Here is a 23,260-nt window from a genome sequence, read left to right as displayed (position 1 = left end):
CTATCAAAGGACTCCTCATGGCTTCTTCTTCAGCACTGCTGATACGTGGCGGCACCGTTGTCAACGCCGACCGCGAATGCCAGGCCGATGTGCTGTGCGTGGGTGGGCAGATCGCGGCCGTGGGCGCGAGCGCGCAGGCGCAGGCCCCGGCCGGCACGCCGACCCTGGACGCCAGCGGCCAGTACCTGCTGCCCGGCGGCATCGACCCGCACACGCACATGCAGCTGCCCTTCATGGGCACGGTGACGATGGACGACTTCTTCACCGGCACCGCGGCGGGCCTGGCCGGTGGCACCACCTCCATCATCGACTTCGTGATCCCGAATCCGCAGCAGCCGCTGATGGAGGCCTATCGGCAGTGGCGCGGCTGGGCCGAGAAGTCGGCCGGCGACTACGGTTTCCACGTCGCCGTCACCTGGTGGGGCGAGAGCGTGCATGCCGACATGGCCACCCTGGTGCAGCAGGAGGGCGTGAACAGCTTCAAGCACTTCATGGCCTACAAGAACGCCATCATGTGCGACGACGAAACCCTGGTGAACAGCTTCAAGCGCGCGCTGGAGCTGGGCGCCATGCCCACCGTGCATGCCGAGAACGGCGAGCTGGTCTATCTGCTGCAACAGGAAGTGGCCAAGATGGGCATCACCGGCCCCGAGGGCCATCCGCTCTCGCGCCCGCCCATGGTCGAGGGCGAGGCCGCGAACCGCGCCATCGCGATCGCCGACGTGCTGGGCGTGCCGATCTACATCGTGCATGTCTCCTGCATCGAGGCGGCCGAGGCGATTGCCCGGGCGCGGGCGCGCGGCCAGCGCGTCTACGGCGAGGTGCTGGCCGGCCATCTTTTGATCGACGACAGCGTCTACCGCCACCCCGATTTCGCCACGGCCGCGGCCCATGTGATGAGCCCGCCCTTCCGCCCCAAGATCCACCAGGAGTTTCTGTGGCGCGGCCTGCAATCGGGCCAGCTGCACACCACCGCCACCGACCATTGCACCTTCTGCGCCCAGCAAAAGGCCGCCGGCCTGGAGAACTTCGCCAAGATCCCGAACGGCTGCGGGGGCATCGAGGAACGCATGGCGGTGATCTGGGATGCCGGCGTCAACAGCGGCCGGCTCACGCCTGCTGAGTTCGTGGCCATCACCTCGGCCAACACGGCCAAGCTCTTCAACCTCTACCCGCAGAAGGGCTGCATCGCCGCGGGCGCCGACGCCGATCTGGTGCTGTGGGACCCGCAGGGCACCAAGACCATCTCGGCACGGACGCAGCACTCCAAGGGCGACTTCAATATCTTCGAGGGCCGCACGGTACGCGGCATTCCCAGCCATACCATCAGCCAGGGCCGCGTGGTCTACGCCCAGGGCGACTTGCGTGCCGAAGCCGGCGCCGGCCGCTATCTGAAGCGCCCCGCCTTCGGCCCAAATTTCCAGGCCGCCAAGGCCCGCGCGCAAGACCTGGCACCCACGCCGGTCGATCGCTCGGCCAAGCGCTGAGGAGCAATCACATGGACACCATCGCCCGCCCCGACATCGGCACCCTGCGCGTCAACGGTGAGCGCCTCTGGGCCTCGCTGATGGAGCTGGCCCAGATCGGCAAGACCGACAAGGGCGGCGTCTGCCGCCTCGCCCTCACCGAACTCGACCGCCAGGGCCGCGACCTGGTGCTGCGCTGGGCGCGCGAGGCCGGCATGACGGTGACGGTGGACAAGATCGGCAACGGCTTCATGCGCCGGCCGGGGCGCAACAACGCCCTGCCCCCGGTGGTGACCGGCAGCCATATCGACACCCAACCCACCGGCGGCAAGTTCGACGGCAATTACGGCGTGCTGGCCGGGCTGGAGGTGGTGCGCACCCTCAACGACCATGGCATAGCAACCGAAGCCCCGATCGAGGTGGCGTTCTGGACCAACGAGGAAGGCTCGCGCTTCGTGCCGGTGATGATGGGCTCGGGCGTGTTCGCCAAGGCCTTCACGCTGGAGCATGCCTATGCCGCCACCGATACCGAGGGCAAGAGCGTCAAGGCGGAGCTGGAGCGCATCGGCTATATCGGGCCCGAGGAACCCGGCGCCCATCCGATCGGCAGCTATTTCGAGACCCATATCGAGCAGGGTCCGGTGCTGGAGGATCACGACGTCACCATCGGCGTGGTGACCGGCGTGCTGGGCATCAAATGGTATGACTGCACCGTCACCGGCATGGAGGCCCATGCCGGCCCGACCCCGATGGCGCTGCGCAAGGATGCGCTGCAGGTGGCCACCCGCCTGATGCAGGACGTGGTGGCGGTGGCGCATCGGCATCCGCCGCATGGTCGTGGCACGGTCGGCATGGTGCAGGTGCACCCCAACAGCCGCAACGTCATCCCGGGCCGCGTGAAGTTCAGCATCGACCTGCGCAATGCCAGCGACGCGCTGGTGGAGGCGATGGACGCCGACATCCGCGCCTGCGCCGCCCGGCACAGCGCCGAAAGCGGCCTGCCCATCCAGATCGAGCTGGTCTCGCATTACCCCGCCCAGCCCTTCCACGCGGACTGCGTGCAGGCGGTGGCGCGTGCGGCCGAGAAGCTGGGTTATTCGAACATGCCGGCCGTCTCGGGCGCCGGGCACGATGCCGTCTACATGGCGCGCCTGGCGCCGGCGGGCATGATCTTCATCCCCTGCAAGGACGGCATCAGCCACAACGAGATCGAGGATGCCAAGCCCGAGCACATCACGGCGGGCTGCAACGTGCTGCTGCACGCGATGCTGGAGCGCGCCGGCTGATCGTTCAGTCAGTCATGGCCATGGCCGTGACCATGGCCACGCCCGTGGCGGTGCTCGTGGCGATAGTTCTCGCGCACCCACTCGTCGCGCACAAAGTACACCGGGCGGTCGCAAGCGCCGTACTGGCGGCAGTAGTCGCGCCAATGCCGCACATGGGGTTCCGGCGCATAGATGTACATGGGCCGGTAGGCCACGGCGGCCGGCTGTACCAGCACCGTCTGCGGATAGTAGACACGCGGGATCTGCTGCGGCCCGATATCGATGCGGCCATACACGCCGGGCTGGGCCACCGAGAGGCTGAAGCCGATCTCGGGCGAGCGGTCGTAGGCGAAGGCGGCGCCCGAGGCCAGCGCGGCCGAGCACAGCAACAGGCGAGGCAACAAGGCGGTCAGTTTCATGGTGATCTCCGGTCAATGCGTCATCAACGCCCAGCGCAACCATCCTGCCGACCGGCCACACATTCTTTTACAGCTGCGAGCTGTCGCCAAGGCGCCAGCGGCCGAGGGTCAGCCCTCAGTGCCAGGGAGGCGACGCTGGGCTAAGTTCGAGGCATGACCAGCGACCAAGCCACTGCCCCGCAGCCGCCCCGGCAAAGCATCTTCGAGCCCGAGTTCACGCAGCGGCTGTGCGAGATCTTTGAAGAACATATTGCCTTCAACCGCGTGCTGGGCCTGCAGATCGACGCGCTGGAGGCCGAGCAGGTGCTGGCCCATATCAGCATGCGGCCCGAGCTGATCGGCCATTTCACCCACCAGCGCCTGCACGGCGGCGTGATCAGCGCCACCCTGGACGCGATGGGCGGGCTGGCGGTGATGGCCGCCATCGGCGCGCGCCACCTGGACGAGCCGCCGCTGCAGCGCCTGCAGCGCTTCGGCAAGCTGGGCACCATCGACCTGCGCATCGACTATCTGCGCCCCGCCACCGGGCCGCTGTTCCGCGCCCGCGCCCAGGTGCTGCGCCTGGGCAGCCGGGTGGCCAGCACGCGCATGGAATTCCTGGACGCTCAGGGCCGGCTGCTGAGCACCGGCGCGGCCGCCTACATCGTCTCCTGAACCGCGGCGCGCGGCCGGGCCGCGCGGATGCGGTAGGCGCAACGCCTGGCACCGGCCTGCAGCAGGTGCTCGCAGCGCTCCACGCTCGCCACCTGCGCACCCAGCAGGGCACGGAACAGGGCCAACTCGGAGCGGCAGAAGCCCTGGCAGCTGCTGGCCGCGGCGCAGATCGGGCAATGGTCCTCGATCAGCAGCCAGTCGCTGCCATCGCGCTCCACGCGCGCCAGATAGCCCTCCTCGGCACGGATCTCGGCCAGGCGTCTGAGCCTGGCGGGCAGGCTGCGCGCGCCCTGCAGGCGCTGCTGGTAGCTGGCCAGCATGTCGCGTTCGCGCGCCGCGATCAGCTGCTCCAGCGCGGCCGGCCCGAACAGCTCGGCGGTCTGCCGGATCAGCTGCACCGCCAGCTCGCCATGGCGATCGGGAAAGCGGCCATGGCCCATCGCGCTGAGGCGCCAGATGCGCTTGGGGCGGCCCGCCGTGCCGCCCGTCTTGACCTCGTCCTCGGCCTCCACCAGGCCCTGCGCCAGCAGGCCCTGCAACTGCTTGTGCGCCCCCATCGGCGTGATGGCGCAGGCCGCCGCCAGCGTGGCGGCGCTCTGCGCCCCGCGGCTCTTGAGCTGGTAGAGCAGGCGCTCGCTGGTGGCGTTCATGGCGCGCGCCCCCCAACCTGCTGATGCTGCTGCGGTTCGCGCGCCGCCAGGCGCAGGAGTTGCAGCGCGGCCGCGCCGCACATCAAGCCGCCCAGGGCCATGATCCAGCGCACCGAGAGCAGGGCCAGCGCGCCACCCACCAGGGCGATCGCCACGTTGGCGATGCAGAACACGGTGGACAGCAAGCCCATCACCCGCCCCTGGCCATGGGCGGCAAAACGCTCCGACATCCAGGCCGGCAGCAGCGCGTTGTAGAGCGCCAGCGGCAGCCCCGAGAGCATGATCACCGCCAGCCCGACGGGGCCCGGCACCAGGGCCAGCGCGCCGATCAGCAGCGCGGCGCCCAGCGCCGCCTGCGCCGCCGCCCGCAGCGGGTGCCCGCCCTGGGTGAACCGGCGCAAGGGCCAGCGCCCGGAAAACACGCTGGCCAGCGTCATCACCGCGCATTGCCCCGCCGTCACCCAGGCGATGCCGCGGCCGTCCAGGCCCAATTGCTCCAGCAGCCAGAGCGGCGAAAACTCATACAGGGCGTTGACCCCCAGGGTCAGGCACAGCTGCATCGCAAACAGGGCGGCCAGCAGTGGGTCGCGCGCCAGCAGGCCCAGGGCCTGTTGCTCGCGCATGGCGCGCAGCAGGTGCAGGGGGCCGCTGGCCGCGGGCGAGGCCGGCACGCCCAGGCCCAGCACCAGCAGGCAGGGCAGCATGGCCAGCCCCGCCAGCACGAAGGGCACGGGGGCACCCCAGCCGAGCGTCAGCCCGCCCACCAGCGGCCCCAGCAGCCAGCCCATGTAGAGCGCGGCATTCAGCAGCGCAAAGGCACGCGTGCGGTCGATCTGCCCATGCATGTCGGCAAGCAGGGCGCGCGCCACCGCCACATTGCCCTCGGTGAGCCCGGTGACGAAGCGCGCCGCGACGAACAGCAGATACCAGCGCTGCTGCAGCGCATAGGCGGTGAGCAGATAGCCGCCCAGGGTGGCCAGCAGGGTCACGGCCAGCACGGCACGGCGGCCATAGCGATCCGACAGCGGCCCGATGAAGAGGCTGCCGATCAGGATGCCCAGCGGATTGGCGGCCAGCGCGAGGCCCATCAGCAGCTTGGGATCCAGGCCCGCAAAGCGCGTGAAGGCATCGGCCGGCCCGTGCACGAAGATGGGCGCCAGGATGGGGTATGGCATCGCCACCCCCATGGTGCTCAGCAGCCCCAGCAGGCAGACGGCCCACAGCACCAGCTGCGGATGCTTGATGGCGGGCGGCGGCTCGGCCGCGAGGCTGGCAAGGCTGGCGCTCATGCGAGGTCCCGGCTCATGGGGCCGGCTCGTTGCGCCAGGCCGCGCATTGCAGCACCAGCCGGTAGCCGTCCGGGTCCTCGAAGCTGCGGCCACGCTCGTCCCAATAGGGGTTGAAGGCCGCCACCTGGCGGAAACCCGCCGCCAGCAGGCGCGCGCAGGCGGCCTCCCAGGCGGCCGGCTCGGGCAGGTAGAGCACCAGCAGATCCTCGGGCGTCGGCCGCGGCGCCACCGGGTGCTGGCGGCACTGCGTGAACTCCAGGTGATAGGCCGCGCCCGGCTGGCCCAGCATGCAACCGTCGAAGCCCGCGTGGTCGGCGAACTCGCCCAGGCGGCTCAGGCCCAGGCCGTCGATATAGAGCGCGACGCTGCGCCGCAGATCGGCGACCGGGCGCGCAATGCGCAGATGGGGATGCGTTGCTTGCGAAGACGTCATGGCGGGGTCCGTACGCACAAGCGCTTATGCCGAGGCCTGGGCCGGGCCCTTCAGCTCCACGCCGTTGCCGTCGGGGTCGCGCAGATAGAGCGAGGGGCCCTCGCCCTCCGCGCCATAACGTTGACCATACTCGCCCACCTCGACACCGGCGGCCTCGAGCGCGAGGCGCAGCCGGGCCTCGTCGAAGCTCGCCACGCGCAGCGCGAAGTGATCCATATTGCGCCCCTCGGCGCCCGGCCCGCTACCGCCGGCGCGGCCCAGCTTGCCGTCCAGGGGCAGCAGGTCGATGAGGGCGGCGCCGGCGCGCAGCTGCACCAGGCCGATCTCGTCCTGGCGACGCTCCAGGCTGCAACCCAGCACACCGACGTAGAAGGCCAGCGCGGCGTCCAGATCGCGCACCCGCAAGACCACATGATCCAGGCCCAGCAACTGCAGATTCACCACACCCATCGCGTCCTCCAAGGCTTAGCGCCGATGGCCGGCATCATGCCAGCGCCGTCGAATTAAATAAACGTTTGGTTTATAAACCATGAAGCAGCCAGGCCCATGCCGCGGCTGACAGAGCGGGCCGGCGCAAGTGACAATCCGGCCATGCCATTCCGCTCTCTGCCCCTGCCCTCTGCCATCAGCGGCCGCCTCTGGCTGCAGTCCATGCCCGGCCGCCTCGAGTCATGGGGCGCTTTTCTTGACGAGGCGCGCCTGCGCCAGCTGCACCTGGTGGTGTGCCTGAACCCGCTGGAGGAGGTGGCGCAGCTCTCGCCCGCCTACCACAAGGCCATCGCCGAGGGCCGCCTGCCCTTTCGCTGGCAGCATCTGCCGATGCGCGATTTCGGCCTGGGCGCCGACCCGGCGGCCTTCCGCCAGGGGGTGGAGCAGCTGACGCACAGCCTGGTGCTGGGCGAGCAGGTGCTGCTGCATTGCGCCGCCGGCATCGGCCGCACCGGCACGGTGGCGGCCTGCGTGCTCAAGGGCCTGGGGCTGGAACGCGAGGCGGCGCTGGCGGCGGTGCGCGCGGTGGGCTCGAATCCGCAGTCGGCCGCGCAGTCCGGCTGGGTCGACCAGTTCTGATGAACCTGACGCTGCTGCACGCCGATGCGCGCCTGATCGTCGTCAACAAGCCCAGCGGCCTGCTCTCGGTGCCCGGCCGCGGCCCCGACAAGCAGGATTGCGCCAGCGTGCGCGTGCAGCAGCAGTGCGCGGATGCGCTCATCGTGCATCGGCTGGACCAGGCCACCTCGGGCCTGCTGCTGCTGGCGCGCGGGGCCGCGGCGCAGCGCGAGCTGAGCCAGGCCTTCGCCACGCGCCGCGTCGGCAAGCGCTATGTGGCGGTGGTGGCGGGCCGGCTGGCGCAGGACGAGCTGGAGATCGACCTGCCCCTGCTCTCCGACTGGCCCAACCGGCCGCGCCAGATGGTGGATGCGCAGCGCGGCAAACCCTCGCAGACGCGGTTGCGCGTGCTGGCGCGCACGGCCGACAGCACGCGCGTGGAGCTCGTGCCCCTCACCGGCCGCACCCACCAGCTGCGCGTGCACCTGATGGCGATCGGCCACGCCATCCTGGGCGATGCGCTCTACGCCAGCCTCGCGGACGCGGCGCGCGCACCGCGCCTGCTGCTGCATGCCAGCGAGCTGGTGCTGGAAGACAGCGGCCAGCGCTTTTACTGCGCGCCGGACTTCTGAAGCGCCAGCAGGGGTTCGCGCAGGCGCGCCGAAAAATCGGCCGGCGCGACATACTGCAGCAGCTCCTTGCCCTTGGGGTCCAGGCTGATGGCCAGGCCCAGCGCGGGATAGAGCCAATGCTCCAGCCCCTGCAGCTGCAGGCGCTCGGCGGGGGCGCCGAAGCGCTGCTGCACCAGCGCCGCGTCCAGCTGCAGCGCCGGGATCAGGCTGATGCCCCGCAAGCTGGCGCCATCGGCCAGAGCCAGGTCTTGCGCGGCCAGGGTGTAGCGGTGCGCCCCGCTGGCCAGCGGCTCGATCTTGCTGGCGCGTTCGCGCAAGCCCTGCATCTGCGCCGCCGGCAGCATGGCGCTGACGATCAGGCGCCCGCTGACGAAACCGAGCTGGACATTTTCCACATAGGCTTCCAGCGTCGCGGCGTCGGTGCCGTCGACGAGCAGCGCGAGCTGGAAGTTGTCGGGCCAGCGCGCCCGCGCGTCCGCCAGGCGACCGGGCCCCAGCGCCAGGCCGAACACGCGGCTGCTGCCATCGGGCAAGGCCTGCACCTGCCAGGGCAGGTCGTGCTCCGGCACGGCCCCGGGCACAGGGCCCCTCACCATCTGCCACAGGGCCGGTGCAAAGGCCAGCACGAATATCGCCGCGACCGCGAGGCCCAGCCAGACAAACATCTTCTTCTGCGTCATGGCCGCCACTGTAGCTTGCCCTACCATGCGCCCATGAACACCCTCACCGATCTCACCATCGTCACCGGCGCCTCGCGCGGCATGGGCGAGGCGATAGCCCGCCAGCTGCTGGCGCCGTCGCGGCAGCTCATCGGCATCGCGCGCCAGCGCAGCGAGGCCTTGCAGGCCGAGGCCGCGCGGCTGGGCGCGCCGCTGCAGCAATGGACGGCCGATCTGTCCGATCCCCTGCCCGCCGCCGAACAGCTGCGCAGCTGGCTGAGCCAGCAGGACGGCCAGGGCTACCGCAGCCTCACCCTCATCAACAACGCGGCCGCGGTGAGCCCGCCCGGCCCGGTGGACGAATTGCCGCTGGCCGAACTCTCGCGCACCCTGCGCGTCAGCCTGGAGGCGACGCTGCTGCTGAGTGCCGCCTTCCTCGACGCCACGCGCGCCTGGCCGGGCGCCCGGCGCATCCTCAATATCTCATCCGGCCTGGGGCGCCGCGCCATGGCGGCCAGCGCCGGCTACTGCGCCGCCAAGGCCGGCATGGACAACCTGTCCGCCGCGATGGCACTGGACGAGGCCCACAAGCGCGGCCAGGGTTTGAACGGCGCGCAGATCGTCTCGCTGGCACCCGGCATCATCGACACCGATATGCAGACCCAGCTGCGCAGCGGCGACCCTAGCAAGTTCCCCGACCAGGCACAGTTCGCCAATTTCAAGCGCGAGGGCCTGCTGGCCAGCCCCGACGAGGCGGCCGCGCGCATCCTCAAGTTCCTGGCGCGCCCCGACTTCGGCAGCAAGGTGCTGGCCGATGTGCGCGACGCTTGAATTGCCCCCGCCCGACCCCATATGCCCGCCACGGCCGTCGATGGCCGCAAGGAGATGAAGACGTGAAACATGGATTGCTGATCGCCACCCTGGTGGCCGCCCTGAGCCTGAGCATGCTGAGCCCGGACGCCGAGGCCAAGCGCATCGGCGGCGGCGGCTCCGCTGGCATGAAGCGCACGGTGCCGACCCAGCCCGCCAGCCCGCCCACCCAGCAGAGCACGACGCCGCAGGGTAGCGGCGTGCCGGCCCAGCAAGCCGCGCCCAGCCCCGCCCCGACCGGCGCGGCCGCGCCAGCCGCCGCGCCCAAGCGCAGCTGGATGGGTCCGATCGCCGGCCTGGCCGCCGGCCTGGGCCTGGCCGCACTGGCCAGCCATTTCGGCTTTGGCGGCGCACTGGCCAATGTGATGACCATGCTGCTGATCGGCGTGGCCCTGATGCTGGTGGTGGGCTTCGTGATGCGCCGCTTTGCGGCCAAGCCGGCCCAGGGCGCCGGCCTGAAGTATGCGGGTGCAGGTGCAGGTGCGGACGCCGGTGCTGGCTATGCGCCAGCCGCCGCCGCTGCTGCGACAGCCCCGCTCGCTGCGGCGCCCGTGAGCAGTGCCGAAGACGAGGAGTTCGTGCAAGTCGCCAAGCGCGTCTTCATCCGCCTGCAGGCCGCCAACGATGCGGGCGACCAAAACGATTTGCGCAAGTTCACCACGCCGGAGATGTATGCCGCCGTGCAGCATGATCTGCTGGATCGCAAGGGCGCGCAGCGCACCGACGTGCTGCAGCTGAATGCGCAGCTGCTGGACCGTGCCCAGGAACCGGACCAGCAGGTGGTGAGCGTGCGCTTCTGGGGCCTGATCCGCGAGCAGAGCGAAGCCGCCGCCGAGTCCTTCGACGAGATCTGGCATCTGGTGCGCCCGCAGGACGGCAGCCGCGAATGGGCGATTGCCGGCATTCAGCAGACGCAGTGAGGCAAAACCCGGGGATCTGACCTAGCTCAGACCCGGCCGCTGTTGCCACAATCACGGGCCGCGCACCGCAGGGGTGGCGCGGCCCTTTCATTTCCGCGTACCCAATATGCCCCACTCCTCTTCCAAGCGCTGCCGCGGCACCGCGCTGATCGCGCTGAGCCTGCTGCTGGCCGGCCTGACCCAGGCCAGCCAGGCGCAGGCGCCCCAGTTCCTGTCACCCAACCCCAAGCTGCTGGCCCAGGGCATCCCGGAGATCCCGCAAAGCCTGGCCGACAAGGTCACGGCCTACAACGACTTCCGCGGCCATGCCTTCGTGGACTGGCATCCCAGGCAGCGCGAGATGCTGGTGAGCCACCGCAAGGCCGGCGCCAACACGGCCCAGCTTTACCGCCTGACGAACCCGCAGGGCGAGCTGGAGCAGCTCACCGACGGCGCCGATCCGGTGGGTGAGGCCAGCTACGAACCCAGGCAGGGGCGCTACATCGTGTTCGAGCGCAGCAGCGGCGGCTCCGAGGTGGCGCAGCTGTACCGGCTGGATGGCAAGGGCGCCGCCCCGGTGCTGCTGACCAACCCGGACGAACGCCACAATATGAGCGCCTGGCTGCATCGCAGCGCGCAACTGGTCGTCACCTCGCTGCCGCTGGACCGCACCGCCCAGGGCGGCACACGCGCCCAGGTGATGACCGACATCTGGGTCATGGACCCCGAGAAGCCCGAGGGCAAGCGCCGCCTGGCCCAGCTGGAAGGCGGCGGTTGGGGCGTGCGCTCGGTCTCGCGCGACGACAGGCAGCTCGCGCTGACGCGCTATATCTCGGCCAACGAGTCTGAACTCTGGTTGCTGGACCTCGCCAGCGGCGCGCGGCGCAAGCTGCTGCCGGCCGCTGGCGACAGTGCGCGCGCGGTCTACTTTGCCGGCGAGTTCAGCCACGACAACCGGCAGCTCTGGGTGCTCACCGACCGCCACAGCGAGTTCCGCGAGCTGGCGCGCCTGGATCTGCGCAGCGGCAAGCTGGTGCGCGTCTCGGCCGACATCCCCTGGGACGTCAGCGGCGCCACGCTGAGCCGGGATGGCCGCCTGCTGGCCGCGCGCGTGAACGCCGACGGGCGCGGCGAGCTGCGTCTCTTCGACGCGCTGAGCCTCAAGCCCCTGCCGACGCCGCCGCTGCCCGCCGGCAGCATCGGTGCGCTGCATTTCGATCAGCAGCGCGGCGAGCTGGTGATGGGCGTCAGCCATGCCCGGAGCCCCAGCCAGGTGTTCAGCGTGGCACGCGCCAAGACCGGCTGGGGTGCGCCCCAGGCCTGGACCCAGGCCTATGTGCCGCCGGGCATCGACGCCAGCCGCTTCGGCGAGCAGCAGCTGGTGCGCTGGAAGAGCTTTGACGGCCTCAGCATCTCCGGCCTGCTGAGCCTGCCGCCGACGCAGTTCGAGGGCAAGCGCCCGGTGCTGATCAGCATCCATGGCGGGCCCGAATCGCAGGCCACGATGGGCTTTCTGGGCCGCAACAACTACTACCTGCAGGAGCTGGGCATGGCCGTGATCCAGCCCAATGTGCGTGGCTCGGCCGGCTACGGCAAGCGCTTTCTGGCGCTGGACAACGGCTTCCAGCGCGAGGACTCGGTGAAGGACATCGGCGCCCTGCTGGACTGGATCGCCACCCAGCCGAACCTGGACGCCTCGCGCGTGCTGGTCACGGGCGGCAGCTACGGCGGCTATATGACGCTGGCGGTGGCCACCCATTACGCCGAGCGCATTGCCGGCGCCATCGACGTGGTGGGCATCTCGCACTTCGTGACCTTCCTGCAGAACACCGAGAGCTACCGCCGCGACCTGCGCCGCGTGGAGTACGGCGACGAGCGCGATCCGGCGATGCGCGCGTTCCAGGACAGGATCTCACCGCTCAGCAATGCCGCCAAGATCACGAAGCCCCTGTTCGTGGTGCAGGGCAAGAACGACCCCCGCGTGCCCTATACCGAGGCCGAGCAGATCGTCGCCAAGGTGCGCGAGAACGGCACGCCGGTCTGGTATCTGCGCGCCGAGAACGAGGGCCATGGCTTCGCCCGCAAGGAGAACCAGGACTTCCAGTTCTACGCGACGATCCTGTTCATGCAGCAGACGGTGCTGCGGTAGTTCAGCCGACCAGGTTGGCCAGCGTCAGCAGGGCCAGCAGCAGCATCCACAGCACCACCGAGCGCCACACCAGGCCGACCACGCTCTGCAGCGCGCCCAGCGAGGGCAGCTGGCCGGGCGTGGAGCCATCGGCCAGGGTGGCGTCCATGTCGCCGCCGGCGTTGAAGGTCTTGCTGCGGTCCGGCGTGATGCCCGGCGCGGCCGAGCCACCCAGCTGCACGCCCAGGGCACCGGCCGCCGAGGCCAGGATGATGCCCTCGTTGGCATGCATCCAGAGCGCGGCGTCGCGCCGCCAGCCGTTCACCGCCTCCTCGAAATTGCCGACGATGGCAAAGCCGGTGGCGGTGAGGCGCGAGGGCACGTAGTCGATCCAGCCGAACAGCTTGCGCGAGAGCTGCATCAGGCGCTCGTTGGTGGGCGCATCGATGGTGCGGCTCTTGAAGGCCCAGTAGCGGCTGGCGAATTCGGCCATGCGGTAGAGCACCGCGCCGGCCGGACCCAGGCCCAGGGTGGAGAGCAGGATGAACCAGAAGAACACGCCGAACACATGGCGGTGCGCGGCCAGCAGCGAATGCTCGATGACATGGCGCAGCAGCTCGGTGCGCGGCAGCTCGCTGGCATCCAGGTGGCGCCATTCGGCCAGCAGGCGGCGCGCTTCGAGTTCATCGCCGCGCTCCAGCGCATCGCGGATGTCGGTGAAGTAATGGCTGAACTGGCGGAAGCCCAGGGTCAGGTACAGCACCGCCACATCCATGGCCAGGGCCAGCAGCACGCTGAAGTGGCGCAGCGTGATGTAGAGCAGCGCGGCCAGCAGGGCCGGACCCAGCGCGGTGATGCTCCAGACCACCGCCGCATGGTGTTCGCGGCCGGCGTCGAAGTTGCGCCCGGTCCAGCGCACCCAGCCGATCACGCCATGGTGTACCGCGTTGCCATGGGGCAAAGGCTTGAGCTGTTCACAGAGCAGCGCGAACAAGACCGCAAAGAAGTTCATGGCCCGGGATGATAGCGGGCTCAGGCAGAGAGAAAGCGATAGAAGTTGCGCAGCATGGCCGCCGTGGCGCCCCAGATGAAGTATTCGCGCGGCTCGCCGCCGCCCTGCCCGGCAAGATCTGACCCCGTCCAGGGCATGGAGAGGAAGTGGCGCTCGCCGCCCTCCCAGCTGAAGCGGTGGCGGCGATGGTGGGCCGGCGTCATCAGCCAGGCCAGCGGCACCTCGAAGGCCTCGGCCACCTCGAAGGCGTCGAGCTTGAGCTCGAAATCCGGGCGCACCAGCGCCACCACCGGGGTGACATGGAAGGCCGTGACGGTGGTGTAGACGGGCAGTTCGCCGATCACCTCGATGTGCTCGGCGCCAAGACCGATTTCCTCTTCGGCCTCACGCAAGGCCGTCGCCACCGCGCTGCCGTCTTCGGGCTCGCTGCGCCCGCCCGGGAAACTGATCTGGCCCGCATGGTCACGCAAGTGGGCGGTGCGCTGGGTCAACAGCACCTGCAGGCCCTCGGGCCGCTGCACCAGGGGCAAGAGCACCGCGGCCGCACTCGGCTCGCGCTGGCTGAACAGCCCTCCGTCGCCGGGAAATTCGGGCTGCCAGGCCGGGGCGGCCGCAAAGCGCTGGCGCAGGGCCTCAGCACGCAGCGCGGCTTCGGGCACGGCAGGCAGATGCGCATCGGTGCCGACAACAGGCACCCCCTGCGCGTTCAGAATGGGTGGGCGGGACATGGTGGGCCGAGCATAGAGCCGAAGCGCGCGGCAGCGCTGTCGCAGGGTTAACAGGCGGGCAAAACAAAAGCCGCCGAGGCGCTGGCCCGGGCGGCTTCTGGTTGAGCGCGAACCGGCAAGGTTCGCACCGCAGCTGACCTTAAGCCAGCTTTTCCTTGATACGTGCCGACTTGCCCGAACGCTCGCGCAGGTAGTACAGCTTGGCGCGGCGCACATCGCCACGACGCTTGACTTCGATCGAGGCGATCAGGGGGCTGTACAGCTGGAACGTACGCTCCACGCCTTCGCCGCTGGAGATCTTGCGCACGATGAAGCTGCTGTTCAGGCCGCGGTTGCGCTTGGCAATCACGACGCCTTCGTATGCCTGCACGCGCTTGCGGGTGCCTTCAACGACGTTCACGCTGACGATCACCGTATCGCCAGGGGCGAACACGGGGATGGTCTTGTTCAGACGAGCAATTTCTTCTTGCTCAAGGGTTTGGATCAAGTCCATGTTTTCACTCCAAGTGATCGTGCCAGCGCATGAATTGCTGTTGACGAGGCGGCGCCCCGTGTTGCCCGGCAGAGGATCGGAAAAGCCGATCATTATAGCTGAAAATGCTACACGCTCAAGGTGCGCAAAAAGGCTTCGTCCTGTTTGCTCAGGCGGCCGGCGGCCCGCGCCGCCTCGATCAGCTCGGGCCGGCGGCGCCAGGTCAGCTCCAGCGAGCGCTCGCGGCGCCAGCGCGCAATCTGGGCATGGTGGCCGGACAGCAGCACCGGCGGCACCGCAACGCCGTCCAGCACCTCGGGGCGGCTGTAGTGGGGGCAGTCCAGCAGGCCGTCGGAAAAACTGTCCTGCTGGTGCGAGGCGGCATCGTTGAGCACGCCCTCCTGCAGGCGCGCGATGGCATCGAGCAGGGCCATGGCGGGCAGTTCGCCCCCCGAAAGCACGAAGTCGCCCAGGCTCAACTCCAGCGTCACATGCTTGTCGAGAAAGCGCTGGTCGATGCCCTCGTAGCGGCCACACAGCAGCACGCCGCCCCGCCCTTGCGCCAGCGCCCGCACCAGCGCCTGGTCGATGCGCCGGCCGGTGGGGCTGAAGTGGATGATGGCTGGCGGCCCGGCATCGGCGGCCGCTTCGACGCGCGCCAGCTTGACCGCCGCGAGCGCGCGTTCCAGCGGCTCGGCCAGCATCAGCATGCCGGGGCCGCCACCATAGGGGCGGTCATCGACGCGGCGGTAGTTATCTTCGGCGAAGTCGCGCAGCTGCCAGAGCTGCACATCGACCTGGCCGCTCTCATAGGCGCGGCGCGTCACGCCCGCCGTCAGCAGCGGGCCGAACAACTCGGGAAAGAGGGTGATCAGATCAAAGCGCATTGCGACGCGAAGCCTGCGCTGCGGCGCCGGGACTCAGAAGTCCAGGCCCCAGTCCACCGTGATGACGCGCTGCTCCAGGTCGACAGCGTCGACGAAGGCGGCCACGAAGGGAACCAAGCGCTCCTGGTCGGGCTTGATCGGCGGCGTGAGGCCGGGCGGCGCGATGCGCAGCACGCTGTGCGGGCCGGTTTCCATCAATCCGATCACCTCGCCCAGGGTTTCGCCTTGGCGGTTCAGCACCGTGAGGCCGATCAGATCGACCCAGTAATACTCATCCGGGTCCGAGGACGGGAATTTGGCGCGGGAGATGTGGATGCTGGCGCCGCGCAGGGCTTCGGCAGCATTGCGATCCGAGATGCCTTCGACGTTGGCCACGATGCCATCGCCGTGATCTCGTACCGCGAGAATCTTGAGCAGGGAGGGAACGGCTTGCGCCTTCGCTCCCAGTGCGGCGTCGCCGGGTTTCAGAAACCAGCGGCGCGACGCGAACAGCGCCTGGGGATCGGTGGAATAGGCCTGGACGCGAATCCAGCCCTTGATACCCCAGGCGTCCAGCACACGCCCGACTTCAACCGCGTCAGCCGGCCACGCCGTCTCGTCAGAGGCGTTCGCGGCGGGGCGGTTGTCAGTGGGCGTCACCGTCAAGCTCAGGCTGCGACGACAGCCTTCTTGGCCTGGTCGACCAGACGTGCCACGGTGGGCGACAGCTGGGCGCCAACGCCGGTCCAGTAGGCAACGCGGTCGGTGGCCACGCGCAGCGACTCGGCAGCGCCGGAAGCCACGGGGTTGTAGAAGCCGACCTTCTCGATGAAGCGGCCGTCACGACGCTGCTGGCTGTTGGCCACAACGATGTTGTAGAAGGGGCGCTTCTTGGAGCCGCCGCGTGCGAGTCGAATCACGACCATGATGTTTCCTTTGATCTTTAGCGTTCCACCGCACCAGGAGACACTCAGGGCGAGCAGATCGGGTCGGCGGTCACAATGACCGCCATGGCATGGCGCTGTAGATACGCCGGCGTCCCCACCGACCAGCACCAAAACCCGGCATTATAAACTCGGCCCAGCGATATTCCCCAGCATCAATGCACAAAATCCCATGACGACGCCAGAAAAACCAGGCTCCAGCCTGCTCTTACGCCCTAGCAACGAGGCCGATCTGGCCGCCATCCAGCAGATTTACCAGGTGGCCGTGCTGGAAGGCACCGGCACCTTCGAGACCGAGGTGCCCGATGTGGCAGAGATGTCGCGCCGCCGCGCCGAGGTATTGAGCCGCGGTCTGCCCTATCTGGTGGCCGAGTGCGATGGCCAGGTGCTGGGTTACGCCTATGCCAACTATTTCCGCCCTCGCCTGGCCTACCGTTTCTGTTTGGAGGACTCGATCTACCTGTCCCCCGCCGCCCAGGGCCAGGGTATCGGCCGCCTCTTGCTGGCCGAGCTGGTTGCACGCTGCGAGGCGCTGGGCGCGCGCCAGATGCTGGCGGTGATCGGCGATGCCGAGAACCGCGGCTCGGTCGGCCTGCACGCCGCGCTGGGCTTCGAGCACACCGGCCTGCTCAAGTCCGCGGGCTGGAAATTCGGCCGCTGGCTGGACGTGGTGCTGATGCAGCGCCAACTGGGCCAGGGCGACCAGAGCAGCCCCGCACAGGGCCAGGCATGAGCAGCGGCTACAAATCCAAAACCATCGCCACCTGGCTGGCCTTCGCGGGCGGCAGCCTGGGCCTGCATCGCTTCTACCTGCATGGCCTGGGCGACAAGCTGGCCTGGCTGCATCCCCTGCCCACCCTGCTGGGCCTGTACGGCGTGCAGCGCATGGACCTGCTGGGCCAAGACGACCGCCTGGCCTGGGTGCTGATGCCCATCCTGGGGCTGATGCTGAGCATCAGCATGCTCACCGGCATCGTCTACGGCCTCACGCCCGACGAGAAGTGGGATGCCCACCGCAACCCGGGCCAGCCGCCACGGCGCACCGGCTGGGCACCCATCATCGGCGTGGTGGGCTGCCTGCTGGTGGGCGGCGCCTGCCTGATGACCACGATCGCCTTCAGCGCACAGCGCTATTTCGAAAGCCAGGTCGACGCGGCGCAGGAGATCAGCCAATAAGGACCAAGGCCCGCCCGAGACCAAGTCTCGGCGGGCCTTGTTGCAGCGGCGGGTCGCGGCGCGCTCAGAACAGCGAGAAGCTCACCCAGTAGCAGACACCGGCGACGAAGGCCGAGGCCGGGATGGTGAAGATCCAGGCCCAGACGATGTTGCCGGCCACGCCCCAGCGCACCGCCGAGGCGCGCTGCACCGAGCCCACGCCGACGATGGCGCCGGTGATGGTGTGGGTGGTGGACACGGGCACGCCCAGCGCGGTGGCCAGGAACAGCGTGATGGCGCCACCGGTTTCGGCACAGAAGCCGCCCACCGGCTTGAGCTTGGTGATCTTCTGACCCATGGTCTGCACGATGCGCCAGCCGCCGAACATGGTGCCCATGCCGATGGCGGTGTAGCAGACCCAGATCACCCAGCTCGGCGGCGCCTTGTCGGCCGCGGCCGCGTAGCCCGAAGCCACCAGCAGCATCCAGATCAGACCGATGGTCTTCTGCGCGTCATTGCCGCCATGGCCCAGGCTGTAGAGACCGGCAGAGACCAGCTGCAGGCGCCGGAACCAGTTGTCCACCCGCAGCGGTGAGCTGCGCCTGAACACCCAGGCCACGATCACCATCAGGATGGAGCCCAGCAAGAAACCCAGCAGCGGCGAGAGAAAGATGAACAGCACCGTCTTGCCGACGCCACCGGCCACCAGCGCGCCGGCGCCGGACTTGGCGATCACCGCGCCCACGATGCCGCCGATCAGCGCATGCGAGGAGCTGGAGGGGATGCCGTACCACCAGGTGATGACGTTCCAGCAGATCGCGCCGATCAGCGCACCGAAGATCACATGGTGATCGACCACGCCGGGGTCGACGATGCCCTTGCCGATGGTTGCCGCCACCTTGAGCTGGAAGAAGGCCACCGCGATGACGTTGAAGAAGGCCGCAAACAAGACCGCCTGCTGCGGCTTCAGCACGCCGGTGGACACCACGGTGGCGATCGAGTTGGCCGCGTCGTGAAAACCGTTCATGAAGTCGAACAGCACGGCCAGCACGACCAGCACTGCGACGACCCAGAACGCTACCTGTACCGATTCCATGAAGAGGATCCGATCAGGAGTTCTCGAGGACGATGCCCTCGATCAGGTTGGCGACATCCTCGCAGCGATCCGAGATCGACTCGAGCTGCTCGTAGATGGCCTTGAGCTTGATCAGCTCGCGCACATCCTCCTGCTCGCGGAACAGCTTGGACATGGCGGCACGCATCACGCGGTCGGCGTCGGACTCGAGCTTGTCGATCTCTTCGCAGGTCTTGATGGCCGCCTCGGCGGTCTTGGGCTCGCTCAGCTTGGGCAGCAGGGAGACCGCGTGTTGCACGCGCTCGCAGCACTTGGCCGAGAGCTCGCCCAGACGCAGCACTTCCTCCGGGATGCTGCGCACATCGTAGAGCTGCATGGTTTCGCTGGAGTCCTGCAGCAGGTCCAGGATGTCGTCCATCGCATTGATCAGGCCGTGGATCTGCTCGCGGTCGATCGGGGTGATGAAGGTGCGGTGCAGCAGGCGGTTCACCTCGGCGGTGATGCGGTCGGCCTGATGCTCGTAGTCGTCAACCTCGATCGCGTATTTCTCGCGCAGCTGCGGATCCGCATAGTTCTGGATCATGGACATGAAGGCGCGCGCGCCCAAGGCGATCTTGTCGCCGTGCTCATTGAAGAGCTCGAAAAAATTGCCCTCTCGGGGCAGCAGCTTGCCAAACAGCATGGGTTCTCCTGAGGTGCCGGACCAAGGTGTCCAGCTCGCACCAACAACGCAGATTTCTTGGAAATGTCATCGCCGCGTCACGCGGCACGGGCTGGAGTGTAATTGCGAGCAGCGCACAAGCGAACCCCGCCGCGTTCAGGCACCCCGGAAAATAAAGTACACCGCCCCCATCAGGCACAGGCCGGCCCAGAGGAAATCGCTGCGGAAACCCTGCCCCATATAGAGCATCGAGAAGGGCACGAACACCGCCAGCGTCACCACCTCCTGGGTGATCTTGAGCTGGGCCAGGCTGAAGCCGGCGCCATAGCCGATGCGGTTGGCCGGCACCTGCAGAAGGTATTCGAACAAGGCGATGCCCCAGCTCACCAGGGCGGCGATCCACCAGGGCTTGGCGGCCAGATCCTTCAGGTGCCCGTACCAGGCGAAGGTCATGAAGAGGTTGGACAGCATCAGCAGACCGAGGGTCTGCCAGCCGGCGGCGGTGGTGAACATGAGGTTCCTTCAGGTCCAGTTCAGTGGCAGGGGCTCGCGTTCCACGCGCTGGTCGGCCAGCCCGGCCAGGCGCGGCGCCAAGGGGCCCAGCACGGGCAGGCTCAGGGTCGGTGCGAGCTCCAGCAGGGGCAGCAGCACGAAGGCTCGCTCGTGCAGGCGCGGATGCGGCAACACCAGGCGCGGCCGCTGCATGCTGGCATCGCCATGAATCAGCAGGTCCAGATCCAGGGTACGCGGCGCGTAGCGGTAGGGTCGCTCGCGCCCATGCTTGAGCTCGATGGCCTGCATCGCGTCCAGCAGCTCCATCGGCGCGAGCCCGGTCTCGATGCGCGCCACGGCGTTCAGGTAATCGGGCCCGTCGGAGTCCAGGGCGGCGCTGCGGTAGGCGCTGGAAACCGCCAGCACGCGCGTCTGCGGCAGAGCATCCAGATCGCGCAGGGCCGCCTCCAGGGTGGCACGCAGCGCGCCGAGGTTGGCGCCCAGGCCGATATAGGCCTGCTCCATGCTCAATCCTGTGCCGGCGCCGCCTTGCTGGCCGGCTTGCGGCGACGGCGGCGTTTCTTCGCCGGCGCGCTGGCGCCTTCGGCCTGGGGTTCGGCCCCCTCCTCGGCTTCAGCGGCCGGCGGCTGGCCACTCAGGGCACCGCGCGGCAGCTGATGCACCTTGCTGCCGCGGCGCGCCTTGTCGGCTTCGCGGGCCTCGTCGATGAGGGCACGGCGCTCCTCGTCGCTGCCCAGCGCGAAGTCTTCCCACCAGTCCACCAGGCCCATCTCCACCTCGCCGACCTCGGCGCGCAGGAGCAGGAAATCGAAGCCGGCGCGGTAGCGCGGCTGATCCACCAGGCTGTAGGGGCCGTTGCCGCTGCGACGCTCGAAGCGCGGCTGCATCATCCAGATCTCGCGCATGTCGGCGGCCAGCTTGCCGCGGCCCGAGATGTCGCCGATGCGGGCATCGAACACCAGATCAATGGCCTGCTGCAGCGCCGGGATGGGCGATTCGCCGGCCTCGCGCAGGCGCTGCCAGCGCGACTGCACCTCGTGCCAGAGCATGCAGGCGAGCATGAAGCTCGGTGCCACGCTGCGCCCTTCGGCGACGCGGCGGTCGGTGTCCTCGAAGGCGCGGCGAACGAACTGGCCGCGCGCACCCGCGTGCAGATTGCCCTGCTCGTCCAGCACCGCATCCAGGATGGGGAAGACGCCGCGTGCCAGGCCTTGCTTGCGCAACTCCTCCAGGCTGGCCAGCGAATGGCCGGTCTGCAACAGCTTGATCATCTCGTCGAACAGGCGCGAGATCGGCACGTTCGCCAGCAGCTGGGCGCAGGCCTTGACCGGCGCGCGCGTCTTGGGCTCCAGCTCGAAGCCCAGCTTGGCCGCGAAGCGCACCGCACGCACGATGCGCACCGGGTCTTCGCGGTAGCGCGTTTCCGGGTCGCCGATCATGCGCAGCACGCGCTTCTTGGCGTCGGCCAGGCCGCCGTGGTAGTCCACCACCATCTGCTTGACCGGCTCGTAATACATGGCGTTGACGGTGAAGTCGCGCCGCGCCGCATCCTCGATCTGCGGGCCCCAGACGTTGTCGCGCAGCACCCGGCCGCTGGCGTCCACCACATGGGACTTGCCGGCCAGTTCATCCTTGGAGGTCTTCTCGTTGCCAGCCACTTGCTCGGCCGACTCGTTGGCCAGCAGGGCGCGGAAGGTCGAGACCTCGATCACCTCGTGCTCGCGCCCGCGGCCGTAGACCACGTGCACGATGCGAAAGCGCCGGCCGATGATGAAGGCACGCCGGAACAGGCCCTTGACCTGCTCGGGCGTGGCGTTCGTGGCCACGTCGAAATCCTTGGGACGCCGGCCCAGCAGCAGGTCGCGCACCGCGCCACCGACGATATAGGCCTCGAAGCCGCCCTCGGTCAGCGTCTTGACCACGCGCACCGCGCGTTCGTCGAGCAACTCGGGGTCGATGCCGTGTTCGGCCGGCCCCACCTCGATGCGCTTGCCCAGCACGGTCTTGCCGGACTTGGCGGCGCCGGGCTTGCCCAGCAGCTTGTCTATGAATTTCTTGATCATGCAAAGAGCTTCAGTATGGGCCAGCCGCGCTCAAGGGCGAGCGCCTGCAAGGCCGGGGTCGGGTTGGTGGCCACCGGGTGGCTGACCAACTCCAACAAGGGCAAATCATTCATCGAGTCACTGTAGAAGTGCACCTGTTCAAACTCATCCCAGGCCCTGCCCTCGGCCGCCAGCCATTGCCGCACGCGCGTGATCTTGCCGGCCTGGTAGGAGGGCACACCCTGCACCGCGCCGGTGTAGTGCCCCGTCTCGTCGCGCTGCAATTGCACGGCGATCAGGTGCGGCACGCCAAAGGCCTCGGCGATCGGGGCGGTGACGAATTCATTGGTGGCCGTGACGATGGCCACCAGGTCACCCGCCTCCTGATGCTTGCGCACCAGAGCCCGCGCATTGTCGCGCAACATCGGCGCCAGCACCTCGTCCATGAAACGCCGGCGCATCGCCAGCGCATCGCCCAGGGGGCGCGAGCGCCACACCGAGGTGGCAAAGTCGATGTAGGCGTCCAGGTCCAGGCGGCCGGCCTGGTACTGGGCGTAGAACTCGTCGTTGCGGGCCGCCCAGGTGGCGCCGTCGGCCCAGCCGATCTCCACCATGAAGCCACCAAAGGCATGGTCGGAGTCCATCGGGATCAGGGTCCCGTCCAGGTCGAAGAGGGTCAGGTTCATGGGGCTTGCTCGTCGCTCATTCCATCGGTCAGCATCTGGCGCAGCAGGGGCACGGTGACGGCGCGCTTGCTGGCCATGGCAAATTCATCCAGCCGATCCAGCAAGCTCATCAGGTGCTTGAGATCGCGGGCAAAACGGGTCAGCAGATAGTCCATCACCTCGTCGGCGAGGAAGATGCCGCGGCGATCCGCCTCGCGCCGCAGCACCGCGCGCATCTCGGCCTCGGACAAGGCCTGCAGGCCGAAGGTGGGCCCCCAGCCGAGGCGGCTGCGCAGGTCCTCGCGCAGCGCCAGGTCCACTGGCGGTGCAGTGCCGGTGGCCACCACGGCCAGGCCATGGGTGGCGGCCTCGACGAAGAGCGTGAAGGCGGCATGCTGCTGGCCGGCGTCGAAACGGTCGCAGTCATCCAGCAGCAGCAAGCTGGGATTGGCGGGCAGCTCCCAGGGCAAGGGGGTGTCGGCGTCGTACCAGCCCACCTGGGCGCCGCCCTGCTGCCAGCGCTGCGCCAGCGCCTTCAGGGCATGGGTCTTGCCGCAGCCCGGCGGCCCCCACAGAAACACCGGCGGCGCGCCGGGCTGCAAGGCGTGCAGCTGCGCCAGCGCCGCCGCATTGGCACCCGGCATGAAGTTGTCGAAGCTGTAGACCGGCTCGGGGCCGAGGGAGAGGGGAATCTGTTTCAAGAGCGTGGTCACTGC

29 protein-coding genes are annotated in these 23,260 nt (G+C 68.7%); 10 read left to right on the top strand and 19 right to left on the bottom strand.

The genetic code is table 11. The features are described 5' to 3' along the window. The first annotated feature begins 17 nt into the window (after positions 1-17). Positions 18-1,487 carry a dihydropyrimidinase gene (gene hydA, locus PFX98_RS16905; protein ID WP_285231656.1) on the top strand — a complete coding sequence of 490 codons (1,470 nt, stop codon included), beginning with the start codon at positions 18-20 and terminating at the stop codon, positions 1,485-1,487. 11 nt (positions 1,488-1,498) lie between these two features. Further along, positions 1,499-2,752, top strand: coding sequence for a Zn-dependent hydrolase (locus tag PFX98_RS16900; RefSeq protein ID WP_285231655.1), 1,254 nt, complete (start codon positions 1,499-1,501; stop codon positions 2,750-2,752). 8 nt (positions 2,753-2,760) lie between these two features. Here PFX98_RS16900 and PFX98_RS16895 read toward each other — a convergent pair whose 3' ends face one another. Then, positions 2,761-3,150, bottom strand: a complete 390-nt coding sequence (locus PFX98_RS16895; protein WP_285231654.1) for a hypothetical protein — start codon at positions 3,148-3,150, stop codon at positions 2,761-2,763. A gap of 153 nt (positions 3,151-3,303) precedes the next feature. Between PFX98_RS16895 and PFX98_RS16890 the strand changes: the two genes are divergently transcribed. Continuing rightward, positions 3,304-3,804 carry a thioesterase family protein gene (locus PFX98_RS16890; RefSeq protein WP_285231653.1) on the top strand — a complete coding sequence of 167 codons (501 nt, stop codon included), beginning with the start codon at positions 3,304-3,306 and terminating at the stop codon, positions 3,802-3,804. Here PFX98_RS16890 and PFX98_RS16885 read toward each other — a convergent pair. The 4 genes from PFX98_RS16885 to PFX98_RS16870 are packed head-to-tail and all read right to left on the bottom strand — an operon-like array spanning position 3,789 to position 6,626. Further along, positions 3,789-4,454 (bottom strand): helix-turn-helix transcriptional regulator, encoded by a 666-nt coding sequence (locus PFX98_RS16885; RefSeq protein ID WP_285231652.1) that lies wholly within the window; start codon positions 4,452-4,454, stop codon positions 3,789-3,791. The two genes, PFX98_RS16890 and PFX98_RS16885, sit on opposite strands and share 16 nt — an antisense overlap. Then, entirely contained in the window at positions 4,451-5,743 is a 1,293-nt protein-coding gene (locus PFX98_RS16880; RefSeq protein WP_285231651.1) for an MFS transporter, read from the bottom strand. Before PFX98_RS16880 ends, PFX98_RS16885 begins: the two co-directional genes overlap by 4 nt. Before the next feature lie 13 nt (positions 5,744-5,756). After that, positions 5,757-6,176, bottom strand: coding sequence for a VOC family protein (locus PFX98_RS16875; protein WP_285231650.1), 420 nt, complete (start codon positions 6,174-6,176; stop codon positions 5,757-5,759). Positions 6,177-6,200: 24 nt separating this feature from the next. Further along, positions 6,201-6,626 (bottom strand): VOC family protein, encoded by a 426-nt coding sequence (locus tag PFX98_RS16870; RefSeq protein ID WP_285231649.1) that lies wholly within the window; start codon positions 6,624-6,626, stop codon positions 6,201-6,203. A gap of 141 nt (positions 6,627-6,767) precedes the next feature. On the opposite strand from PFX98_RS16870, the gene PFX98_RS16865 reads away from it, so the two are divergent. Both PFX98_RS16865 and PFX98_RS16860 read left to right on the top strand, forming a co-directional pair. Further along, a complete protein-coding gene (locus PFX98_RS16865) occupies positions 6,768-7,244 on the top strand; it encodes a protein-tyrosine phosphatase family protein (RefSeq protein WP_285231648.1) in 477 nt (158 codons plus the stop codon). After that, positions 7,244-7,855: a pseudouridine synthase gene (locus PFX98_RS16860; RefSeq protein WP_285231647.1), complete on the top strand. Its 612-nt coding sequence runs from the start codon at positions 7,244-7,246 to the stop codon at positions 7,853-7,855. The genes PFX98_RS16865 and PFX98_RS16860 overlap by 1 nt, the downstream gene beginning before the upstream one ends. Here the strand turns inward: PFX98_RS16860 and PFX98_RS16855 are convergent. Continuing rightward, on the bottom strand, positions 7,834-8,535 hold the full coding sequence (locus tag PFX98_RS16855; RefSeq protein ID WP_285231646.1) for a hypothetical protein: 702 nt from the start codon (positions 8,533-8,535) through the stop codon (positions 7,834-7,836). The genes PFX98_RS16860 and PFX98_RS16855 overlap by 22 nt on opposite strands. Before the next feature lie 33 nt (positions 8,536-8,568). Between PFX98_RS16855 and PFX98_RS16850 the strand changes: the two genes are divergently transcribed. From PFX98_RS16850 to PFX98_RS16840, 3 genes are all read left to right on the top strand, one after another. Beyond that, on the top strand, positions 8,569-9,345 hold the full coding sequence (locus PFX98_RS16850; protein WP_285231645.1) for an SDR family NAD(P)-dependent oxidoreductase: 777 nt from the start codon (positions 8,569-8,571) through the stop codon (positions 9,343-9,345). A 62-nt stretch (positions 9,346-9,407) separates the two neighbouring features. Next, the gene (locus tag PFX98_RS16845; protein WP_285231644.1) at positions 9,408-10,304 is read left to right on the top strand and encodes a Tim44 domain-containing protein; all 897 of its coding nucleotides are present in this window, start codon (positions 9,408-9,410) and stop codon (positions 10,302-10,304) included. A gap of 106 nt (positions 10,305-10,410) precedes the next feature. Next, positions 10,411-12,432 carry a S9 family peptidase gene (locus PFX98_RS16840; RefSeq protein ID WP_285231643.1) on the top strand — a complete coding sequence of 674 codons (2,022 nt, stop codon included), beginning with the start codon at positions 10,411-10,413 and terminating at the stop codon, positions 12,430-12,432. A 1-nt stretch (position 12,433) separates the two neighbouring features. Here the strand turns inward: PFX98_RS16840 and PFX98_RS16835 are convergent, their stop codons facing one another. The 6 genes from PFX98_RS16835 to rpsP form a co-directional block, all read right to left on the bottom strand. Next, the gene (locus PFX98_RS16835) at positions 12,434-13,423 is read right to left on the bottom strand and encodes a CobD/CbiB family protein (protein ID WP_285231642.1); all 990 of its coding nucleotides are present in this window, start codon (positions 13,421-13,423) and stop codon (positions 12,434-12,436) included. 20 nt (positions 13,424-13,443) lie between these two features. Then, positions 13,444-14,151 carry a CoA pyrophosphatase gene (locus PFX98_RS16830; RefSeq protein ID WP_285231641.1) on the bottom strand — a complete coding sequence of 236 codons (708 nt, stop codon included), beginning with the start codon at positions 14,149-14,151 and terminating at the stop codon, positions 13,444-13,446. Positions 14,152-14,290: 139 nt separating this feature from the next. After that, a complete protein-coding gene (gene rplS / locus PFX98_RS16825) occupies positions 14,291-14,644 on the bottom strand; it encodes a 50S ribosomal protein L19 (protein ID WP_285231640.1) in 354 nt (117 codons plus the stop codon). A gap of 107 nt (positions 14,645-14,751) precedes the next feature. After that, the gene (gene trmD / locus PFX98_RS16820; RefSeq protein WP_285231639.1) at positions 14,752-15,510 is read right to left on the bottom strand and encodes a tRNA (guanosine(37)-N1)-methyltransferase TrmD; all 759 of its coding nucleotides are present in this window, start codon (positions 15,508-15,510) and stop codon (positions 14,752-14,754) included. Between the two features lie 33 nt (positions 15,511-15,543). Further along, positions 15,544-16,155, bottom strand: coding sequence for a ribosome maturation factor RimM (rimM, locus tag PFX98_RS16815; protein WP_285231638.1), 612 nt, complete (start codon positions 16,153-16,155; stop codon positions 15,544-15,546). Positions 16,156-16,157: 2 nt separating this feature from the next. Then, positions 16,158-16,415 (bottom strand): 30S ribosomal protein S16, encoded by a 258-nt coding sequence (gene rpsP, locus PFX98_RS16810; RefSeq protein ID WP_285231637.1) that lies wholly within the window; start codon positions 16,413-16,415, stop codon positions 16,158-16,160. Between the two features lie 190 nt (positions 16,416-16,605). Here rpsP and PFX98_RS16805 point away from each other — a divergent pair, with 190 nt between their 5' ends. Then, positions 16,606-17,166 carry a GNAT family N-acetyltransferase gene (locus PFX98_RS16805; RefSeq protein WP_285231636.1) on the top strand — a complete coding sequence of 187 codons (561 nt, stop codon included), beginning with the start codon at positions 16,606-16,608 and terminating at the stop codon, positions 17,164-17,166. Continuing rightward, the gene (locus tag PFX98_RS16800) at positions 17,163-17,609 is read left to right on the top strand and encodes a TM2 domain-containing protein (RefSeq protein WP_285231635.1); all 447 of its coding nucleotides are present in this window, start codon (positions 17,163-17,165) and stop codon (positions 17,607-17,609) included. The genes PFX98_RS16805 and PFX98_RS16800 overlap by 4 nt, the downstream gene beginning before the upstream one ends. 64 nt (positions 17,610-17,673) lie before the next feature. On the opposite strand, the gene PFX98_RS16795 is transcribed toward PFX98_RS16800, so the two are convergent. The 7 genes from PFX98_RS16795 to hda form a co-directional block, all read right to left on the bottom strand. After that, positions 17,674-18,684 (bottom strand): inorganic phosphate transporter, encoded by a 1,011-nt coding sequence (locus tag PFX98_RS16795; RefSeq protein ID WP_285231634.1) that lies wholly within the window; start codon positions 18,682-18,684, stop codon positions 17,674-17,676. A 13-nt stretch (positions 18,685-18,697) separates the two neighbouring features. After that, on the bottom strand, positions 18,698-19,345 hold the full coding sequence (locus PFX98_RS16790) for a DUF47 domain-containing protein (protein ID WP_285231633.1): 648 nt from the start codon (positions 19,343-19,345) through the stop codon (positions 18,698-18,700). A gap of 135 nt (positions 19,346-19,480) precedes the next feature. Then, positions 19,481-19,837: a DMT family protein gene (locus PFX98_RS16785; RefSeq protein ID WP_285231632.1), complete on the bottom strand. Its 357-nt coding sequence runs from the start codon at positions 19,835-19,837 to the stop codon at positions 19,481-19,483. 9 nt (positions 19,838-19,846) lie between these two features. After that, positions 19,847-20,341 carry a 2-amino-4-hydroxy-6-hydroxymethyldihydropteridine diphosphokinase gene (folK, locus tag PFX98_RS16780; RefSeq protein ID WP_285231631.1) on the bottom strand — a complete coding sequence of 165 codons (495 nt, stop codon included), beginning with the start codon at positions 20,339-20,341 and terminating at the stop codon, positions 19,847-19,849. A gap of 2 nt (positions 20,342-20,343) precedes the next feature. Next, positions 20,344-21,900, bottom strand: coding sequence for a polynucleotide adenylyltransferase PcnB (pcnB, locus tag PFX98_RS16775; RefSeq protein WP_285231630.1), 1,557 nt, complete (start codon positions 21,898-21,900; stop codon positions 20,344-20,346). Continuing rightward, positions 21,897-22,565 carry a histidinol-phosphatase gene (locus PFX98_RS16770; RefSeq protein ID WP_285231629.1) on the bottom strand — a complete coding sequence of 223 codons (669 nt, stop codon included), beginning with the start codon at positions 22,563-22,565 and terminating at the stop codon, positions 21,897-21,899. The genes pcnB and PFX98_RS16770 overlap by 4 nt, the downstream gene beginning before the upstream one ends. Continuing rightward, positions 22,562-23,245, bottom strand: a complete 684-nt coding sequence (gene hda, locus PFX98_RS16765) for a DnaA regulatory inactivator Hda (RefSeq protein ID WP_285231628.1) — start codon at positions 23,243-23,245, stop codon at positions 22,562-22,564. Before hda ends, PFX98_RS16770 begins: the two co-directional genes overlap by 4 nt. Between the last annotated feature and the right edge of the window lie 15 nt (positions 23,246-23,260).

The organism is Paucibacter sediminis (assembly GCF_030254645.1).
Classification (GTDB): domain Bacteria; phylum Pseudomonadota; class Gammaproteobacteria; order Burkholderiales; family Burkholderiaceae_C; genus Paucibacter_B; species Paucibacter_B sediminis.
This window is presented reverse-complemented; position numbering and strand designations above follow the sequence as displayed.

Bases quoted from the DNA above. Each gene is read 5' to 3' on its own strand.
- PFX98_RS16865 (WP_285231648.1), top strand. From the start codon at position 6,768: ATGCCATTCCGCTCTCTGCCCCTGCCCTCTGCCATCAGCGGCCGCCTC.
- PFX98_RS16830 (WP_285231641.1), bottom strand. From the start codon at position 14,151: ATGTCCCGCCCACCCATTCTGAACGCGCAGGGGGTGCCTGTTGTCGGC.
- PFX98_RS16885 (WP_285231652.1), bottom strand. From the start codon at position 4,454: ATGAACGCCACCAGCGAGCGCCTGCTCTACCAGCTCAAGAGCCGCGGG.
- rpsP (WP_285231637.1), bottom strand. From the start codon at position 16,415: ATGGTCGTGATTCGACTCGCACGCGGCGGCTCCAAGAAGCGCCCCTTC.
- folK (WP_285231631.1), bottom strand. From the start codon at position 20,341: ATGGAGCAGGCCTATATCGGCCTGGGCGCCAACCTCGGCGCGCTGCGT.
- PFX98_RS16870 (WP_285231649.1), bottom strand. From the start codon at position 6,626: ATGGGTGTGGTGAATCTGCAGTTGCTGGGCCTGGATCATGTGGTCTTG.
- PFX98_RS16850 (WP_285231645.1), top strand. From the start codon at position 8,569: ATGAACACCCTCACCGATCTCACCATCGTCACCGGCGCCTCGCGCGGC.
- PFX98_RS16770 (WP_285231629.1), bottom strand. From the start codon at position 22,565: ATGAACCTGACCCTCTTCGACCTGGACGGGACCCTGATCCCGATGGAC.
- PFX98_RS16860 (WP_285231647.1), top strand. From the start codon at position 7,244: ATGAACCTGACGCTGCTGCACGCCGATGCGCGCCTGATCGTCGTCAAC.
- PFX98_RS16795 (WP_285231634.1), bottom strand. From the start codon at position 18,684: ATGGAATCGGTACAGGTAGCGTTCTGGGTCGTCGCAGTGCTGGTCGTG.
- PFX98_RS16890 (WP_285231653.1), top strand. From the start codon at position 3,304: ATGACCAGCGACCAAGCCACTGCCCCGCAGCCGCCCCGGCAAAGCATC.
- pcnB (WP_285231630.1), bottom strand. From the start codon at position 21,900: ATGATCAAGAAATTCATAGACAAGCTGCTGGGCAAGCCCGGCGCCGCC.
- PFX98_RS16790 (WP_285231633.1), bottom strand. From the start codon at position 19,345: ATGCTGTTTGGCAAGCTGCTGCCCCGAGAGGGCAATTTTTTCGAGCTC.
- PFX98_RS16855 (WP_285231646.1), bottom strand. From the start codon at position 8,535: ATGACGCAGAAGAAGATGTTTGTCTGGCTGGGCCTCGCGGTCGCGGCG.
- PFX98_RS16835 (WP_285231642.1), bottom strand. From the start codon at position 13,423: ATGAACTTCTTTGCGGTCTTGTTCGCGCTGCTCTGTGAACAGCTCAAG.
- PFX98_RS16875 (WP_285231650.1), bottom strand. From the start codon at position 6,176: ATGACGTCTTCGCAAGCAACGCATCCCCATCTGCGCATTGCGCGCCCG.
- PFX98_RS16785 (WP_285231632.1), bottom strand. From the start codon at position 19,837: ATGTTCACCACCGCCGCCGGCTGGCAGACCCTCGGTCTGCTGATGCTG.
- PFX98_RS16800 (WP_285231635.1), top strand. From the start codon at position 17,163: ATGAGCAGCGGCTACAAATCCAAAACCATCGCCACCTGGCTGGCCTTC.
- PFX98_RS16895 (WP_285231654.1), bottom strand. From the start codon at position 3,150: ATGAAACTGACCGCCTTGTTGCCTCGCCTGTTGCTGTGCTCGGCCGCG.
- rplS (WP_285231640.1), bottom strand. From the start codon at position 14,644: ATGGACTTGATCCAAACCCTTGAGCAAGAAGAAATTGCTCGTCTGAAC.
- trmD (WP_285231639.1), bottom strand. From the start codon at position 15,510: ATGCGCTTTGATCTGATCACCCTCTTTCCCGAGTTGTTCGGCCCGCTG.
- PFX98_RS16840 (WP_285231643.1), top strand. From the start codon at position 10,411: ATGCCCCACTCCTCTTCCAAGCGCTGCCGCGGCACCGCGCTGATCGCG.
- PFX98_RS16880 (WP_285231651.1), bottom strand. From the start codon at position 5,743: ATGAGCGCCAGCCTTGCCAGCCTCGCGGCCGAGCCGCCGCCCGCCATC.
- PFX98_RS16900 (WP_285231655.1), top strand. From the start codon at position 1,499: ATGGACACCATCGCCCGCCCCGACATCGGCACCCTGCGCGTCAACGGT.
- hydA (WP_285231656.1), top strand. From the start codon at position 18: ATGGCTTCTTCTTCAGCACTGCTGATACGTGGCGGCACCGTTGTCAAC.
- PFX98_RS16805 (WP_285231636.1), top strand. From the start codon at position 16,606: ATGACGACGCCAGAAAAACCAGGCTCCAGCCTGCTCTTACGCCCTAGC.